At 56.4% G+C, this 17,053-nt stretch carries 14 protein-coding genes; 12 read left to right on the forward strand and 2 right to left on the reverse strand.

Annotated elements, in window-relative coordinates; genetic code table 11:
- Positions 1 to 565 precede the first annotated feature (565 nt).
- Positions 566 to 1,732 (forward strand): DUF1559 family PulG-like putative transporter, encoded by a 1,167-nt coding sequence (locus Poly21_RS02525; protein ID WP_146405446.1) that lies wholly within the window; start codon positions 566 to 568, stop codon positions 1,730 to 1,732.
- 90 nt (positions 1,733 to 1,822) lie between these two features.
- The gene (asnB, locus tag Poly21_RS02530) at positions 1,823 to 3,736 is read left to right on the forward strand and encodes an asparagine synthase (glutamine-hydrolyzing) (RefSeq protein ID WP_146405447.1); all 1,914 of its coding nucleotides are present in this window, start codon (positions 1,823 to 1,825) and stop codon (positions 3,734 to 3,736) included.
- 503 nt (positions 3,737 to 4,239) lie between these two features.
- Here the strand turns inward: asnB and Poly21_RS02535 are convergent.
- Positions 4,240 to 5,625, reverse strand: coding sequence for an NAD-dependent succinate-semialdehyde dehydrogenase (locus tag Poly21_RS02535; protein WP_146405448.1), 1,386 nt, complete (start codon positions 5,623 to 5,625; stop codon positions 4,240 to 4,242).
- A 201-nt stretch (positions 5,626 to 5,826) separates the two neighbouring features.
- Entirely contained in the window at positions 5,827 to 6,129 is a 303-nt protein-coding gene (locus tag Poly21_RS02540; protein WP_146405449.1) for a hypothetical protein, read from the reverse strand.
- 425 nt (positions 6,130 to 6,554) lie between these two features.
- On the opposite strand from Poly21_RS02540, the gene Poly21_RS02545 reads away from it, so the two are divergent.
- The 10 genes from Poly21_RS02545 to Poly21_RS02590 all read left to right on the forward strand — a co-directional run bounded on the left by Poly21_RS02545 (position 6,555) and on the right by Poly21_RS02590 (position 16,906).
- Positions 6,555 to 6,944 carry a hypothetical protein gene (locus Poly21_RS02545; RefSeq protein WP_146405450.1) on the forward strand — a complete coding sequence of 130 codons (390 nt, stop codon included), beginning with the start codon at positions 6,555 to 6,557 and terminating at the stop codon, positions 6,942 to 6,944.
- On the forward strand, positions 6,925 to 7,230 hold the full coding sequence (locus tag Poly21_RS02550; protein WP_146405451.1) for a hypothetical protein: 306 nt from the start codon (positions 6,925 to 6,927) through the stop codon (positions 7,228 to 7,230). Before Poly21_RS02545 ends, Poly21_RS02550 begins: the two co-directional genes overlap by 20 nt.
- Positions 7,231 to 7,830: 600 nt before the next feature.
- Positions 7,831 to 10,020: a PQQ-dependent sugar dehydrogenase gene (locus tag Poly21_RS02555; RefSeq protein WP_302117305.1), complete on the forward strand. Its 2,190-nt coding sequence runs from the start codon at positions 7,831 to 7,833 to the stop codon at positions 10,018 to 10,020.
- Between the two features lie 114 nt (positions 10,021 to 10,134).
- Positions 10,135 to 10,326: a YqaE/Pmp3 family membrane protein gene (locus tag Poly21_RS02560; protein WP_146405453.1), complete on the forward strand. Its 192-nt coding sequence runs from the start codon at positions 10,135 to 10,137 to the stop codon at positions 10,324 to 10,326.
- A 100-nt stretch (positions 10,327 to 10,426) separates the two neighbouring features.
- Positions 10,427 to 11,083 carry a DedA family protein gene (locus tag Poly21_RS02565; RefSeq protein ID WP_146405454.1) on the forward strand — a complete coding sequence of 219 codons (657 nt, stop codon included), beginning with the start codon at positions 10,427 to 10,429 and terminating at the stop codon, positions 11,081 to 11,083.
- A 105-nt stretch (positions 11,084 to 11,188) separates the two neighbouring features.
- Positions 11,189 to 12,112, forward strand: a complete 924-nt coding sequence (gene coxB / locus Poly21_RS02570) for a cytochrome c oxidase subunit II (protein ID WP_146405455.1) — start codon at positions 11,189 to 11,191, stop codon at positions 12,110 to 12,112.
- Between the two features lie 105 nt (positions 12,113 to 12,217).
- Complete coding sequence (gene ctaD / locus Poly21_RS02575; protein WP_146405456.1) at positions 12,218 to 14,716, forward strand: cytochrome c oxidase subunit I; 2,499 nt, start codon at positions 12,218 to 12,220, stop codon at positions 14,714 to 14,716.
- Positions 14,716 to 15,117, forward strand: a complete 402-nt coding sequence (locus tag Poly21_RS02580; RefSeq protein WP_302117306.1) for a transmembrane prediction — start codon at positions 14,716 to 14,718, stop codon at positions 15,115 to 15,117. Before ctaD ends, Poly21_RS02580 begins: the two co-directional genes overlap by 1 nt.
- The gene (locus tag Poly21_RS02585; RefSeq protein ID WP_146405457.1) at positions 15,117 to 15,818 is read left to right on the forward strand and encodes a cytochrome c oxidase assembly protein; all 702 of its coding nucleotides are present in this window, start codon (positions 15,117 to 15,119) and stop codon (positions 15,816 to 15,818) included. The genes Poly21_RS02580 and Poly21_RS02585 overlap by 1 nt, the downstream gene beginning before the upstream one ends.
- Positions 15,815 to 16,906, forward strand: a complete 1,092-nt coding sequence (locus Poly21_RS02590) for a c-type cytochrome (protein WP_146405458.1) — start codon at positions 15,815 to 15,817, stop codon at positions 16,904 to 16,906. The genes Poly21_RS02585 and Poly21_RS02590 overlap by 4 nt, the downstream gene beginning before the upstream one ends.
- Positions 16,907 to 17,053 lie beyond the last annotated feature (147 nt).

A 17,053-nucleotide genomic window follows, 5' to 3' on the forward strand; every position in this document is an offset into this window, starting at 1 on the left:
CGTTTGTGGGTTCAGGCAACTCTTTCAGTCTAGGACGTGTAAAGCGCCTCGCATGAGCACAAACATCACTTGATCGGCGGAGGTGTCCGGTGGACTTTCGCCGATTGTTTGGGGTCTCCGCTGAGAGGCTTCATGACTGCCCGTACAGCTGGTTGCTTCGACATGTGAGGGTGGGGGCGGCGGCATCACGCGGTCTGCCGCGACCTGTGGAAAACTGGCGCGCTCAAACGTGGGCCGCAGCCATCCCGCCGGGAATGTCCAGTAAGGTGGATTAAGTCGCATTGTTGTCATTTGAGGTTGACCTCGAAGCCGATATTGCCATGATAGAGAGGTGATCCGCCACCCCCGTACCACGGAGGAATCTCCAGGTCAGGTTGGGGGGCGTTTCCAACTGCAATTTTGTTGGTGTTTGTTCGATAGCCGCGTACCTCGTTGTTGGCTTGCCTGTGGCAGTCGGTATCGCGGAGGTTCGTGTATCGCTCGTCTCATCCGGTCGCGGTGGTCTTGTCCATCGTTGGTTATCCGGCAGATGCCTCTTTTCCATGATTTTTGAGGATATTCTGTAATGAGTCGCAATCAATCTCCCCGGCGTCCGGCCTTCACACTCGTCGAGTTGCTGGTAGTGATCGCTATCATCGGCGTGTTGGTGGGGTTGTTACTGCCCGCAGTCCAAGCGGCCCGTGAAGCGGCCCGCCGGATGTCCTGCAGCAATAATTTCAAGCAATTGGGTTTAGCCCTGCATAACTATCACTCCGCCTACAAGCAATTACCGCAGCAGGGCGGTGGTTCGGGGCAGCCTACCGACAACCAGGCCAAAAGTAACAAATCCCGGCTGTCCGCGATGGTTGGCTTGACTCCGTTCTTTGAACAGCAAGCCGTTTGGCAGCAGGTTTCGAATCCATACCAAGCTGCCAACGGAAATATTTGGCCAGCGATGGGGCCGGCCCCGTACAACACGGCATATGTGCCTTGGCGAACTCAGATCGCCACCCTCCTGTGTCCCTCGGACGTGGCACCCAACGGGCAAGTCGCGACAGGTCAATTGAACTATGGCTTCAGCTTCGGAGATTCGTTCTGGAACTGTAACAACACCCGAAACAATGCGGGCAAGCCACTTAATATCGGCCAGCACCGTGGGTTTTTTAAGGACCGCTTCGTCAGACGCTTTCGGGACTGCCTCGACGGGCTGAGCAATTCCATCCTGATGGCCGAGATCCAGCGAAGTAGCGGCACACGGGAGCTCGCCGGAGACGCCTTGGTGCGAAATGGCAGCGGCAGCACGATGCGCAATAACCCCAAAGCGAATGTTTTGGAGTTTGCACGTGATCCGGAGCGTCCGCTGTTCTATAAGCCAGGGGTCACGTTGGCAGTTGACACGAGCGGTGCGAAAAACCGGTTTCGCGGGTCGAACTGGGCTCAAGGCGAGCCGATGATGAGTGGTGTCGGGCAAACTCTACCGCCGAACTCAGCTAACTGCGTTCGGGGCAATGGCGATGCCAATGGACCCGGCGGCATCTTTTCAGCGGGCAGCCGCCACCAGGGTGGTTGTCACGTCCTGATGGGTGACGGAGCGGTCAAGTTCATTACAGAGAGCGTTGACACAGGCAATACAAGCCAGGGGCCTATCGGTACGACTGCACCGGGAGCGCCACCGGCGGGATCGGCCAGCAACTACGGAATCTGGGGCGCCGCAGGCAGCATCGCAGGCCGAGAGACCACGTCGCTCGAGTAAGTCTCGGTGGGGGTGTTGGGATCGTGACGTGTCGGTGATACTGAGCCCTCACGTTACGTTGAAACAGCCCTCGGGAATTGCTTAGCACGCATGTGTGGAATCACTGGTTCGGTATGGCTCCGCGACCATCATCGCGTTGACGACGCGTTGATCTCGCGGATGACTCACGTGATTTCCCACCGGGGGCCCAATGACGCTCAGGTGTGGGCGGATCGATCGCACCGCGATGCCAGCGGAAATCCGATGGGCGTGGCGCTTGGATTTCGTCGCCTGTCGATTATTGACGTCGCCGGATCGCGGCAACCAATGGCCAACGAGGACGGCCGGGTGCGGATGGTCTTCAACGGCGAAATTTATAATTATCGGGAGCTTCGCCAGCGCCTCCAGGGTTCGGGGCATCGTTTCGCTACCGAGGGCGACGGCGAGTCGATTCTCCATCTTTATGAAGATCTCGGTACGGACTGCTTCGCGCACCTCAACGGCATGTTTGCCATTGCGATTTGGGACGCCAAGCAAAATCGCTTGGTGCTCGGGCGAGATCGAATTGGGCAAAAACCGCTGTACTATTCGTTCAAGAACGAGCGACTCGTATTCGGCAGCGAGCTGAAGTCACTCGCCGCAGTCCCAGGCGTCTGCGAGCAGATTGATCCAGCGGCGGTAGATCAGTTCTTGACCTATCAATACATCCCTCACCCCGGCACGATCTGGAAGGGAGTCCACAAATTGCCTCCAGGGCATTTTGCAGTACTCGATAGCCAGGGGTTCCGGGTCCAGCGGTATTGGGATTACGACCCCTCGCGTGAGATCGCCATTTCGCATGGCGATGCAGTCGAGCGCATGCGAGAATTGCTCAGCGACTCGGTGCGAATGCGAATGCGGAGTGACGTCCCGCTGGGGTCGTTTCTTTCAGGCGGAATCGATTCCTCGCTAATCACGGCGTTGGCAGGAGACCACACCGAGACGCCGCTGCGGACGTTCAGCATTGGTTTCCCGATCGCCGATTTTGACGAGACGGCTTATGCCGCTCAGGTGGCGAAACACCTGGGCACCGATCACACCCGGTTCGAGGTTACCCCCGACGCGATCGAGATTCTAGACAAATTGGTGTGGCATTATGATGAGCCGTTTGGCGATTCATCGGCGGTGCCGACCTGGTATTTGTCCGAGTTGACACGCCAGAGTGTCACCGTGGCCTTGTCAGGAGATGGCGGGGACGAGCTGTTCGCCGGATACGATCGTTACCGAGCATTATGGCTGAGTCAAAAGATCCAACGGTTATTCCCGGTGCATCGCGCACCTGGGATGGGGTTGATTCAGCGTCTGCCCGACTCCAATCGCCGCAATAGCGTGGTGCGGCGGGGGAAGCGGTTTCTCGAAGCGATTGGCCAACCAACGGTTCGACGGTATATGAATTGGTTGCAGATTTTTCCCGAGTCGCTGCGGGCCTCGCTATACAGGGATGACTTTTTTGCGGAGCTTCCCGACGAGGACCCGGTCGCGTTCCTGGAGTCGGCGTGGGAACGCAGCTCAGGACGCGATCTCGTCACGCGGGCTTCGACCGCCGACGTGCTTTCGTACCTGCCCTGTGACCTAATGACCAAAGTTGACATTGCTTCGATGGCCCATGGTCTCGAAGTGCGACAGCCAATGCTCGATTACCGGGTGGTGGAGTTCGCCGCTTCCCTGCCGGTGCGATACAAGTTCCGGGGCCGCCGCGGAAAACTATTACTCCGCGATGCATTTGGCGACCGCATTCCTGCCTCAATATTCACACGGCCGAAAATGGGCTTCGGTATCCCAATCGCAAATTGGTTCCGCGACGAATTCCGGGACTTGTTAGGCGACACGATGCTGGCCCCGGACGCAAAGATTCATCGCTTCTTCCGTCCCGAAGCCATCGCAGCGCTCGTTGCCGCCCACCAATCCGGTGAGCAGAACCACGGCTATCGCTTGTGGAGCCTCTTGATTTTGGAGACGTGGATGCGTCAGACCCAGGGCGTGTAACCTACCGCAAACCCACTGGCGATCAATTCGCTATCTCGCATTCTCGCACTCTGCTGCTAACTCCGCCCCCTCAGCCATGGGACATCATGCTCGGTTCGACTCGCATCTATTTACTGGGGATCTGCACTGGTGTTGGGATGACGTTGACGCTTCTTGCAGCTGCAGCAAGGCTCGGGTTTCTCGCATCCGATGCGTTGCTTGACCTCGGTTGCCTTGTCTCCGGGGTTCTCCTTTTGCTGGCCAGTATCGTGTTGTGGTTGCGTGGCAGGTCGACCATCCTGTGAACGAGATGGCTCGTCGTCGCACCCATTGCCGCTATTACTTCGTTGCCGCCACTCACTCCGCCGCCGCGCTCGTGAGTTGTCAGCGACAATTGCCTGGCGTCACTCACGGCTTGCGTCCTTAGAAGACGACTGCCCTCAGCATCGCCCTCACATACAAACGACAGCGCATTGAAGCCGCTGGTGTGAACCGGCCATTCGAAATTTCACGCTCGCCATGACTCAATCGTTTTCCTCGTTCATGGGGCCTAAGTGAATCAGCTTCTTATTCACAAATTCGAGGATGCCGAGATGAGAGAGTTCACGCCCGTACCCGGAATTCTTAATACCTCCGAATGGCAGCTCCGCCTGAGAGTTCGTCGGTTGATTGAGGAACACCATGCCAGTTTCGATTTGCTCAGCGACGCGGCGTCCACGCTCCACGTCTTTGGTGTAAACACTACCACCGAGTCCGTACGATGAGCGATTCGCAAGTTCGATCGCGGCAGCTTCATCCTTCACCACATAGATTGTCGCGACGGGGCCGAAGAGTTCCTGGTCGAAAGTCGGCGAGTCTGGCGTGACCCCTGTCAGGATAGTCGGGTTGAAGAAAGCGCCCTGGCAATCCGGTCGATCGCCTCCCAGCAACACCGTCGCCCCGGCGTCGATCGCGGATTGAACTTGCTTATGTAGCTTGACCGCAGCATCTTCCGTCGATAGTGGCGACAAGGTGGTGTCATCATCGAGCGGGTCTCCCAGTTTGAGGGAGGACATCGCCCTTTTAAAACCTTCGATAAATGCGTCAGCGACAGCTTCAACCAGGATGAATCGCTTGGCGGCGACGCAGGATTGACCGGCGTTGACAATTCGCCCTGCGACCGCCAGCTCGATAGTCTTTTCGAGGTCTGCATCTTCGAGGACAATGAAGGGATCGTTACCACCCAACTCCAAAACCGAACGCTTCAAGTTCTTTCCAGCGAGGGCTGCGACCGCCGCTCCTGCCTTTTCGCTGCCAGTCAGTGAAACGCCTTGCACTCGTGAGTCTGAGATGATCGATTCGACGGTCTCCGTAGAAATGAATAGATTCGTGTAAACGGCTTCGGGCAACTCGCTCTGAGCAAACAGTTGCGAGATTGCTTCGGCGCACTGGGGCACGTTGCTGGCGTGTTTAACCATCACCGTGTTGCCAGCCATGATGTTCGGCGCAGCGAACCGCGTAACCTGGTAGAAGGGAAAGTTCCACGGCATGACGCCCAACAAGGCGCCGATTGGCTCGAAATGGATATACGCGTTGGCTTCGACGTTCTCCATAGGTTGGTCGGCGAGGAACGTCTCCGCGCCGTTCGCATAGAATTCTGCAATCTCGGCGCAGTATTCGATTTCCCTACGACTCTCCGAGATTCGCTTGCCCATGTCGAGCGTGATCAGTCGAGCGAACTCGTCGGTCTGCTGACGGAGTTTCGCCGCAAAGGTGAGCAGAACCTTCTGCCGTTCGCGAAACGTGGTTTGACGCCATTTCCCATAGGCGTCATGCGCCTGAGCGACGGCATTGAGTGCTGCGTCCTCTGAGAGCGGCGTGAATGTTTGGAGCGTTTGATTGGTTGCGGGATTGATGCTAGCGATGGTCATGATTGGTTCCTCTGGTAATCGGCAATTGAGTGTGGGGGGCATACCACGGGCCGTGCTTTGACTGCCTGTTGATCTTCTAAGGCGACCCGTCAGCGAGGCAGTTTGTCTCGTCCCTCGCATGTACCACGGTATGCATTGGTGCATTTGGACGGCGAAATCAACTATCTCAACAGCCTGTCAAGCACGCCTGCTTCGGCGCGATCAACGCGCCGCCGCTACGACGTCAAAGCCGGCTTGCTTGGCGCGATCAAGCAGCGGTTGCGACGGTTCGGTGGTCGCAGTCGCCACGACCTGAGTACCTGGAGGCAGATCGACAGGGCGGTAAACACGCCGAGTCGCGTCTTCGACCAGCAACGGAAGGCCATCGCCAATCTCTTGATGCTCGTCGGTCAGAATGCCGGTGTGAACGCTGTCTGCATCGGTACCTGCAATGTCACTGCGACTACGTACGCCAGCGTCGTGAGAGAAGGGTTGGTGCTGCCAATGAACGGTGAGGGTGGCCATAACGGATGCTCCTAAAAGTTGAATACAGGTGGGGATGTTGCTGCGTGTCTTCGAACTTCTGTTGTTCACTGCAGCTGATAACCACGACGTCGGGGCGGCAAACGCAATGCATGCAGTCGCTCATGATGGGTCGCTGACACTGGTGAGTGCCTCGCTCATGCACTTGAGCGGCTGCTGCACCAGACGAGCGACGAACGCCTGACATGAGGTTGGTGGTTGCAAACGATGTACCATGCTTTGGCGTTAAAGTCGGTGCTTCGTTCTTGGGCGTACTGAAAGTGCGGTATTGGAGGGTCGCTGTTCGCTTCATCTGGTTTTCACTAAAGATGCCGTCGGGAGTGCGTCTAACGGGGTTCGTTTCCCGGCATCGTAATTGCTGGGGGGTTTGGGGACTGAATTCAATCCTCAAGCCTGGAGAATCATCTATGCTCGCGAAACTTACCCAGCAAGATCTCATCGAATTGATCGGCAAAGAATCGGGGCGGTGCGTGTCGATCCTCATGCCCACCTACGAGAGCGGGCCTGAGACGGCGCAGAATTCGATTCGATTCAAAAACCTAGCGACGCAAGCGATTGAGAATACGAGTGACAGCTGTGAGAAATTGCAGCACCGACTTCAGGAACTATCTCGTCTCGGACAGGATGACAACTTTTGGCAGCACCAATCGGCTGGCCTTGCGATTTTTGTATGTGAGCATGGAGAGCAGAGGTTTTGGCTACCACAATCGCCACGAGAGACGGTGTACGTCGGCAAGGAGTATTGCGTCGAGCCGGTTGCAGCAATGGGGTCAGTCGTTGCTCAACCGATCGACTGAGGAGCTGAAGGAAGTACTGGGCACTGCCATCGCTCGCGACATGGGATCGCGAGATATTCTGGACATCTTGCCGCAAGCCGCAGCAGGTCGAGTTGCCACCTTGATGTTAGGAAATAGTGGCGTCATCCGGGGAACCTTCGACCGATCAGCGCGATCAGCGCAGCTAGTCGACGAAGGTCAGTCAGACTTGGTTAACCTCGCCGTTCGAGAGACATTGCGAACTGGCGGACAAGTAGTACGAGAACATGGCGACTCAACTCAGGTTGCGGCGATCTATCGGTTCTAAGCAACGACTTTGTGAATCCACTTGGCACCACCCGCGGCCATCAACGCTAGATCAATGGCACAGGTAGGGCATGCCCAGAAGCCTCCGCTCGGGCCGGCAAGAGACGGTGGACGGACGAGAACTTGTTTGCGCTCGCGGCAGACACCTGGTCTCCACGGGGCCGTGTAGCCGACCATCTTGGAGCTATTTGTTCGATCGAATCATGTGAGGGAGGGTTGCGGCATGTTGCCCTCCCGCAACGTCAATCAGAGATTGTTTCAACCTGCAGCGACGATTCAGCAAGCAGGATTAGTAGCCATCCCGGTTGCGATCCGATCGGCGGGGCCTGTACCTGATTGTCTACCGCGAACAGGATTCGTCCTCCGCTTTCTGCCTCGATGAGGCTCCTCACGCCTTCCTTTGGGCTGGCACAGAACATGCATAAGCCTTCTGGCTCGAGCGATTGAGCATTTCGGCGGAGGTCATCCTACGAAGTGCGGCATTGCGTCTGCCAACCTTTTGTGGAGCCCCCCGGTGCGAATTCACCTAGTAGCTATGTTTGTTGGGGTCGTGAGCGCGTTCGCGCCACTGCCTCGGACGGTCACTGTTGCCGAGATGCCTATGTCGCCACGCCAGCATTCGATCCCAGACCAGTTCATCGCAGTCGACACTTCGCGTGTAATGGGATCTCCCAAGCCACTGCCTCTTGAAGCGGTGCGAGTTTTTGCGCAGTTGGAGTTCGAGCGGCCTGTCGAACTGACGTTTGCACCGGATGGATCGAACCGAGTTTTCGTGGTCGAGCAGCGCGGCGTGATCCGATGCTTCGATAATCGCCCTGACGTGGATCATGACGAGACATTTCTCGACCTGACCGACGTTGTTTCTCGAATTGGCAATGAAGAGGGCCTGTTGGGTCTCGCGTTCCATCCGAACTATGCGGAGAACGGTGAGCTCTTTGTCTATTATTCGATTGATCCTCCCACATCGATAGTATCTCGCTTTCGAGTGTCACCAGAGAATCCGAATCGGGTTGATCGAGATTCCGAGCAGCGTTTGCTGGAGATTCCGCAGCCCTATCGCAATCACAACGGGGGCAGTCTTCGCTTCGGCCCCGATGGCTATCTCTACATCGGGCTGGGTGACGGAGGCCTCGCGGATGACCCCCATGTCAACGGCCAGAACTTGAGTACCTTGTTAGGTTCGATTCTTCGCATCGATGTCGACCGTCAGAGTAGCGGGATACCCTATGCGATTCCGGATGATAATCCTTTCGTTGATCGAGCAGGCGCGCGCGGTGAGATCTGGGCGTATGGCTTTCGGAACAATTGGCGGATTTCGTTCGATCACCAGAGTGGTCAACTGTGGACCGCGGATGTTGGCCAAAACCGCTTTGAAGAAGTGGATCGGGTCCAGCGTGGTGGCAACTATGGTTGGAACCTCCGTGAAGGGTTCCACGATTTCAACAACAACTCTGCCGATCGAGATCCTGATCTGATTGCGCCGGTCGCCGAATACTTTCGGCATGAAGGCCAATCGATTACCGGAGGCCATGTTTATCGAGGCAGCCAGCTCAGCGACTTTTCCGGACATTATTTCTATGGCGACTACCTGAGTGGAAAGGTGTGGGTACTACCCGCGATGCCACGAGACGGTGATCAGATTGGTGGACCCGTCCCTCAACAGGTGGCTGACACCAAGTTGCAGATCGCGGCGTTTGGCCAGGACGCCCAACACGAACTTTACCTATGTGCTTCCGATGGCATCTACCAGTTGCGTCACAAGGGTGTCGACTTGAAACAGATTGCCCAAGCCTTTCCCAGAAAGCTATCGGATACCGGGCTGTTTGATTCGGTCGCGGACCATCGAGTGGCCCGAGGTGTCATTCCGTATGAAGTGAATGTTCCGTTTTGGTCTGATCACTCTCTGAAGGACCGCTACATGGCGCTGCCCGAGCCGGCGAGTGTGACATACGATTCTGAAGAGGAGTGGGGATTTCCAATTGGCACAGTGCTAATCAAGACGTTTTGGATGGAGCTGGATCGCGAATCCCACGCAGAATCACGCAGGCTAGAGACGCGGTTAATGGTGCATTCGCCCGCCGGATGGCAGGCCTACACATACGTCTATAATGACGACTGCAGTGAAGCACATCTGCTGGATGGTTCCCGAGTCTTACCGCTGGAGATTCGTACCAGCGAAGGAGCGATCACACAGCCTTATTACGTTCCCAGTCGCAGTGAGTGTTTCGCCTGTCACACGGAGCAGGCTGGATTTGCGTTGGGGCTCAATACACGCCAGTTGAATCGTGAGATGACCTACTACGGCACTCGCGTGGATCAGATTGCGATGCTCGACCGTCTGAATATCTTTACGGAATCGGTAGCAGCGGCGGAAGTTCCCCAGAGCCAGGAATTCCCCGATTGGGGCGAGGGCAATTTCAATCGCGGGGGCCACGGCCGGAGTGCACAAAAGCCATTGCCGGAAGATGTTTCTCGATTGGCGAGAGCTTGGCTGGAAGTCAATTGTGCAATGTGTCACCGACCCGACGGAATCGGTCCAGGGCAAATTGACTTGCGTGCTGACACGCCGCTACCCGAGACGCACTTGCTCGGGGCCAAGCCGAAACAAGGCCAAATGTCACCACCGGATGGACGTTTGATTGTGCCCGGTCAGCCCTATCTGTCCGAGCTTGTGCTTCGTGCAGGCCATCGCGGAGTGCGTCAGATGCCACCCTTGGCTACCAATCAGGTCAGTGAGCGGGCAATCGACGTGCTTCGAAGTTGGATTGAAAAGTTGAATGAGACCGAGTAGGCGTCCCCAACCGAGTTGAGTGGATTGGCATCCTTATTGCTTCCACTTCGGTGATTACCAGTCTCTGGGATTACCAGTCCCTAGGGCAACCGAACACCCAGCAGGAGATTACCGATGGATTTCATTCGAGTGCTATTCGCGTTCATTGTGCCACCCGCGGCGGTATACATCCAGCTCGGAGCAGGCAAGCAGTTTTGGATCAATTGCGTATTGACGTTACTGGGTTTCATACCCGGCATGTTGCACGCGGTCTATATCATGGCATCGAGAAGACCAGGGCTGGAACGGCTGCAACAGAACACCTGAGTAGGTGCGCAGCCCGTTGCCATTTCATTGCACGCGTTGATTGCGACTGGGTGTGTGCGGCTGCTCTCGCAGATTGCGTCTCAACTTCACTTTATTAGCCATGGACGATTGGATCACGAGTTTTCTGGAGCAGTTTGGATCGATCGGCGTTGGCGCGTTGATGTTGATCGAGAACGTGTTCCCGCCGATTCCTTCCGAAGTGGTTATGCCCTGGGCGGGATACTCGGTTAGTCGCGGCGACGCCTCTTTCACCTTGGTCGTTGTCGCTGGGAGCGCAGGCTCTTTGGTCGGTGCAATGTTCTGGTATTACCTCGCCAAATGGGTCGGCAAGGAGCGTCTGTCCCGGTGGATTGACGGTCACGGTGCTTGGTTAACGATCACGCCGCGAGATCTCGATCGCATGGATGAGTGGTTTGAGAGATATGGTTCGGCAGCTGTGCTGGTTTGTCGGATGATTCCCGGGGTTCGCACCCTCATCAGCATCCCGGCCGGGTTCTCGGAGATGCCGCTCGTTCCTTTTTTAATATTCACTGCCATTGGAACGGTGCTCTGGACTGCTCTACTGGCGGGTCTCGGTTGGTGGCTCGGCGACAATTACGGTGACCTATCTGGGCCCCTGGGTTGGGCCAGCACTGCCGTTGTCGTGGGGCTGTTCGCCTGGTGGTTATTGAGACTGGTCCGGCAGTATTCGTCGCACGCCGTTGGCATGGAGGTTGCTAAGGAGAGGCCGTCGGGCAGCGAAGAGCGGAGTGATTAGCGGGACGACACGCAACTGCACCCGGAGTGTGTGCGGACGTGTCGCTGACCCCGAGTCTTGGCGTCGCCGCACACAACGAGAACCGTCCCCCTTGCGACCAACTGCATGATCGATTCGCCATCCCAATCCGCGTTGCTGCCAGCCGGCGAGGGAGCGGCACAGATTGCGGATTTGTTTTACGTGATGGCATTGGGTGGTGTGGTGATCTGGGCGATCGTTGTTGGATTGGCTGTGTACGCTATTTATCGTGTGGAAGAGCATGACGCCAAAAAGACGCGGGTGCTGGTGATCGGCGGTGGAGCAGTCTTCCCAACGGTCGTGCTGACTGTGTTGTTGACCTACGGATTGGCGATGTTGCCAGATCTTCAACGGCCCGCGGCTGTGAACAGTCAGGTCATTGAGGTGTCGGGGGTGCGGTGGTGGTGGCGGATCCAATATCGTCTGGCGGATGGTACCACGGTCGAAACGGCAAATGAGATTCATTTGCCGGTCAATGAAGAGGTCGAATTTAAACTTTCCAGCGAAGACGTCATTCACTCATTTTGGATTCCATCGCTGGGCGGCAAGACAGACATGATTCCCGGTCGGAATACCCGACTGAAGCTTCATCCGACCAAGGCGGGCGTTTATCGCGGTGCTTGCGCTGAGTTTTGCGGCGCGGCCCATGCCATGATGTCGTTCGATGTCGTCGTTGAGTCCCGAGAAGACTTTGACGCTTGGTTGGATGAGCTACGCAAGCCCGACGGCGACGCCGGGACCGCGGGCCGAGTGGTGTTCGAAAAGCGTGGTTGCGGCGCGTGTCATGCCGTTCGCGGCACGAATCTGGATGGCGTGGTGGGGCCGGACTTGACACACTTTGGCAGCAGGCGAACGATCGGTGCGGCGGTCATGGCGAATACGCCGGAGAACCTCCGACGCTGGATCACCCACACACATGCCGTCAAGCCAGGCGTAGAGATGCCTGCTTTCGTTGGCATTCCGGCAGACGAACTTGACGCATTGATTGACTACCTCGGGAGTTCGCGATGAGGCGCTCCTGCGAGCAACTGGCCGCTCGATCACGGCTTCAGGCAGTGAAATCACGCACCAATACGGTCGTCCATACGATTCTGTGGCAATTCGTGGAACGGTGCCATGGATAACAGCGAACAACGGCTACTCAAAGCCTGGGAGACCCCCAAGGGTTGGCGGTATTGGTCCGCCGTTAACAACTCGGAAGTGGGGCTATGGTACACGCTGACTGCGTTCGCCTTCTTTTTGTTCGGCGGCGTGTTGGCGCTAATCATGCGGATTCAGTTAGCCGTACCAGACAACGATTGGCTCACGGCCGAGCAGTACAACCAAATCTTCACGATGCACGGCAGCGTGATGATGTTTTTGTTTGCGGTACCGATTTTGGAAGCGATCTCGATCATGCTGCTGCCTGAAATGATGGGGGCGCGTGATCTACCGTTCCCGCGGCTCTCGGCATACGGATATTGGTGTTTCTTGATCGGCGGCATTTTCGTGTGTGGGTCGCTGTTCTTCGGCGTAGGACCACGCGGCGGCTGGTTCATGTACCCGCCAATGACGACTGAGTATCAAACCGACGTTGGGCCCGACATCTGGCTGCTGGGGTTGTCGTTCATTGAGATCGCCTCGATCGCTGCGGCAGTTGAGCTGATCGTGGGTGTCTTAAAGTGTCGTCCACCGGGAATGCGGCTTAACCTGATCCCGCTGTACGCCTGGTACATCCTCGTGGTCGCCGTGATGATCCTGTTTGCGTTCCCGCCGCTCATTGCAGGCGACTTGTTGATGGAACTCGAACGAGCATTTGACTGGCCATTCTTTGATGCCGCTCGCGGCGGCGATCCACTGCTGTGGCAGCATCTGTTTTGGATCTTTGGCCACCCCGAAGTGTATATCGTGTTTCTGCCATCGATTGCGCTGGTCGCGATGATCGTACCCACGTTCGCACGCACTCCGATGGCGGGTTACGGATGGATTGTTCTGGCGGCAGTAGGAACGGGGTTTTTGAGTTTTGGACTGTGGGTTCACCACATGTTCACGACGGGACTACCGGGCATCACGATCGGAATTTTTTCAGCAGCTTCGGAAGCCGTCGCGATCCCGACGGGAGTGCAGATTTTCTGCTTCATTGCCACCTTGCTGATTGGGCGCGTGACTAAGAGCGTGTGCCTGCTGTTTGTATTGGCCGGTTTAGCAACATTCATCATCGGTGGACTGACAGGTGTGATGGTTGCGATCGCGCCATTCGACTATCAAGCCCATGACACCTATTTCATCGTCGGGCATCTGCATTACGTGCTCGTTGGCGGCACGATTTTCCCAATCATTGCCGGTATCTATTACTACTATCCCTTCGTGACCGGAAAGCAGCTTTCGGAACGATTAGGGACTATCACCTTTTGGCTGACATTGGTGGGATTCAATGTGGCATTTTTTCCAATGCACCTGACGGGATTGATCGGAATGCCACGGCGCGTTTACACGTATCCTGGCGGCATGGGTTTTGAAATCCCTAACATGATCTCGTCCGTGGGGGCGTTTGTACTGGGACTCGGGTTCGTGGTGCTGCTCTGGGATGTGCTGCGTCCCAAGGGCAACCAGCCGTTTGTGGCACGCAATCTATGGAATGCGGGCACGTTGGAGTGGAGCGGCCAGGTGCCAGACAAGCCGTGGGGGATTCGTAGCATCCCGATCATATCGACGCGGTATCCGCTGTGGGACCAGCCGAATTTGTTGGCAGATATCGACGCGGGCAAGTTTTATCTTCCCGATGCAGAAGAGGGTCTACGAGAAACCATGGTGACCAGCACGGTCGATGCGGAGCCGATGCAGTGTCTGCGTGTTCCCGGGCCAACATTCTTGCCTATGTTCGCTGCCTTGTTCACCGGCGGAATATTTATCTTTTCGACTTATCACTGGTGGGCTGCGGCGGGTGTGAGCGGAGCGTTGTCGTTCATCGCGATCGTATTCTGGCTATGGACGGGAACGGCTGTCATCCCAGAGAAAGATACGAAAGAGGTGGGGCTCGGGTTGACCTTGCCGATCTACGTATCCGGGCCAAGTGCAGTCGGCTGGTGGGCCATGTTCATCACGATGCTGGGCGATATGACCGCATTCGTGTCGCTGGTGTTTGGATACTTTTTCTACTGGACAGTACATGAACAGTTTCCGCCAGCGGAATTTGATGGACGTGAGGTTATCGGTCCGGGAACGATGTGGCCACTCGCGTCAGTGGGCTTGGGCTTGTTGGCCTGGGTAGCGGTGATATGGGCGCGGCGCTGGAATCGAGTCGGCCATACCGTCGGTTTCTATTCCATGATTTGCATGGCTGGTTCAGCTGGAATCGCTAGCGCGGTGGCGCTAGCCTGGGGGCCCTACACATTCGGTATGGACCCCACACATCATGTCTATTCAGCCTCGGTGTGTGTTCTGGTCCTATGGACGGTTATCCACTTGGTGGTCGGTGTCGTGATGTTGATTTATTGTGCAGTCCGACGGTGGGCGGGAAGAATGAATTCTGTTCACGACGCAGATATCGTGAACGTGACCTTGTTCTGGCACTTTTTGGTGCTCAGCGTCGTCATGACTGGATTGATCATTGCTCTGTTCCCAAAGGTAGCGTGATGCACGATCCGAGTGAGCGGCACGACGAATCGCAACCGCAGCAAATCCAAGAACACCTATGGTGGATCGTGCTGTCCCCTTCGATCTGGGCGATCCATTTTTTAGCCTGCTACGTGACCGCGGCAATTTGGTGCGAGAAGGTCGGATCAAATTCCGATAGCGGATGGCTGTTGGGTTTGGTCGGTGGGTACACAACGGTAGCTGTGGTAGCGATTAGCGTTATCGCGGGCTGGAGTCTGCGCAGCTATCGTCGACGTGATCAGTCGCCGTCCTACGATTCTGATGATCCATCGGACCGGACGCATTTCATTGGATTCACGGCATTCCTGCTTTCCCTCCTCAGTCTGGTCGCGACATTCTTCACAGCGCTGGCGATGGTAATCGTGAGGAGCTGTGATTGATGAAACCGTTTTTTTGGAATCTCGGTTGGTTGGTACTCGGGGCTGCTTGGTTGGGGCCGCTGCCTCACTTGGCACGCACATCGTTTGCCGCACACATGACGTTGCACATGGCAGTAGTTGCGGTGGCCGCGCCGCTGCTATCGATCGGCGTGGCGGGTCGACGGTTTGATCCTGTGAAGCGAGTACCTACCTTGTTTGCACCTGTGCCCGCGTCGGTGGGCGAGTTATTAATTGTATGGGCATGGCATTCCCCGGGACTGCATCACTTTGCCCGTTTCGAATTCCTTGGGTTCGTGCTCGAACAGAGCATGTTTCTAGCGGCGGGTGTTTGGGTTTGGTTATCAGCGTTTGGTGGCGACTCTCCCCGGTCACGCGAACGCAGCGCTGCAGGCGTGATTGGATTGCTGTTGACGTCGATGCATATGACGTTGCTTGGTGCATTGCTCACGATGTCCCCACGTCTACTGTATTCACACCATCACAGTAGCGGCAAACTCGATCCGTTGACGGACCAATATCTCGGTGGTGCAGTCATGCTGGTGGTCGGTGGCGCCGCATTCTTAGCAGGAGGGCTGTGGTTGACCACGGATCTCGTGCGTAGCAGTCAAACTCGCCACAGAAATTGCCGAAGATCATATCGGATCCCAGTGTCCTCGCAGACGATGGTGGCGTCTGCATCCAATACACAGGCAGAATCATGAAAAGGCGACTGATAGAGCTTGGTATTCTCGCAGCGATTCTCGGACTGATCGGGTTGATCGTCCTGGTCAGCGGTGTGTTTCCAGTAAATGCCAGCAGCGGTCACTGGGCGGTGACACGGTGGATCCTCGACTACGCAAGTGACCGTTCGGTGGCGTTTTATAGTAGGGGCATCGAGGTGCCGCCTCTAGATGAACCCGGCATGATCCCACTGGGCGCGGCGACTTATGAATCGAACTGCGTATTCTGTCACGGCCAACCCGGCGAAGACCAACCGCCGGTCGCAAAAGGTATGACACCGACGCCACCAATATTGTCGAGTTCCGTCGGCGAGATGAGTTCACAAGAGCTGTTTTACACGCTCAAACATGGCATTAAGTTCGCGGGCATGCCAGCGTGGCCGACGCAAAAAAGAGACGACGACATTTGGCCCGTTGTTGCCTTTCTGCATGAACTGCCATCGTTGGATAACGCGACCTACCAAGAGCTTCTCGGCCGAACTGCGGAGGAAGATTCAGACTCGCCGAAGATCGTTTCTCTGGTGCGCAAGCACTGCGCTGTCTGCCACGCTGTCGATGGCTCCAAAGGCGTGGAGCGACGGGTGCCGATCCTTGCCGGTCAGAGCGAAACCTATCTGCGGAACGCCTTGATAGCGTATCGAGCAGGCAAACGGATTAGCGGAGTGATGATGCCAATTGCGCATCGTCTGACGGATTCAGAGATTGACCAGCTGGCGGCGTACTTCGCCGGTCAAGAGGTTGCGAAAAATGCGACGACTGCTGAAGTGAGTGAACGCGAGTTTCAATTGGGGAAGGAGCTGGCAGAAAATGGCGATGCCGCTGACAAGATTCCCTCCTGCGTGGATTGTCACGGTCCAGGAGGGATGGCTCGCGACGCGGAATATCCCACACTGGCCGGTCAGCCTGCTTGGTATCTCCGCGAACAGCTCAAACTGTTTTCCAAGCAACATCGCGGTGGAAGCAACAACGCGTCTCTCATGCACCCGATCGCAAATAAGCTGAGTGACAAGCAAATACGGAGCTTGGCCGTTTTTTACGAACGCAGCAATCACGAGGGAGCATCCGACTAGCCGCGATCCAGTGTCAATTGATGGCTCGCAAAATCGCGGTGGCGTTCCCAATGTGTGCGCCTGCTTCCCTTGGGATCGCATAGATCGTTTGGAGCGACACCATCGAGACTTGCTCGTAATCGTCTCAGAGTGCTGCTGTAAGGTCAC

Origin of the sequence: Allorhodopirellula heiligendammensis (assembly GCF_007860105.1) — a bacterium.
GTDB lineage: Bacteria > Planctomycetota > Planctomycetia > Pirellulales > Pirellulaceae > Rhodopirellula > Rhodopirellula heiligendammensis.

Coding starts and splice junctions, on each gene's coding strand:
- Poly21_RS02525 (WP_146405446.1), top strand. CDS start 566: ATGAGTCGCAATCAATCTCCCCGGCGTCCGGCCTTCACACTCGTCGAG.
- asnB (WP_146405447.1), top strand. CDS start 1,823: ATGTGTGGAATCACTGGTTCGGTATGGCTCCGCGACCATCATCGCGTT.
- Poly21_RS02535 (WP_146405448.1), bottom strand. CDS start 5,625: ATGACCATCGCTAGCATCAATCCCGCAACCAATCAAACGCTCCAAACA.
- Poly21_RS02540 (WP_146405449.1), bottom strand. CDS start 6,129: ATGGCCACCCTCACCGTTCATTGGCAGCACCAACCCTTCTCTCACGAC.
- Poly21_RS02545 (WP_146405450.1), top strand. CDS start 6,555: ATGCTCGCGAAACTTACCCAGCAAGATCTCATCGAATTGATCGGCAAA.
- Poly21_RS02555 (WP_302117305.1), top strand. CDS start 7,831: ATGTCGCCACGCCAGCATTCGATCCCAGACCAGTTCATCGCAGTCGAC.
- Poly21_RS02560 (WP_146405453.1), top strand. CDS start 10,135: ATGGATTTCATTCGAGTGCTATTCGCGTTCATTGTGCCACCCGCGGCG.
- Poly21_RS02565 (WP_146405454.1), top strand. CDS start 10,427: ATGGACGATTGGATCACGAGTTTTCTGGAGCAGTTTGGATCGATCGGC.
- coxB (WP_146405455.1), top strand. CDS start 11,189: ATGATCGATTCGCCATCCCAATCCGCGTTGCTGCCAGCCGGCGAGGGA.
- ctaD (WP_146405456.1), top strand. CDS start 12,218: ATGGATAACAGCGAACAACGGCTACTCAAAGCCTGGGAGACCCCCAAG.
- Poly21_RS02580 (WP_302117306.1), top strand. CDS start 14,716: ATGCACGATCCGAGTGAGCGGCACGACGAATCGCAACCGCAGCAAATC.
- Poly21_RS02585 (WP_146405457.1), top strand. CDS start 15,117: ATGAAACCGTTTTTTTGGAATCTCGGTTGGTTGGTACTCGGGGCTGCT.
- Poly21_RS02590 (WP_146405458.1), top strand. CDS start 15,815: ATGAAAAGGCGACTGATAGAGCTTGGTATTCTCGCAGCGATTCTCGGA.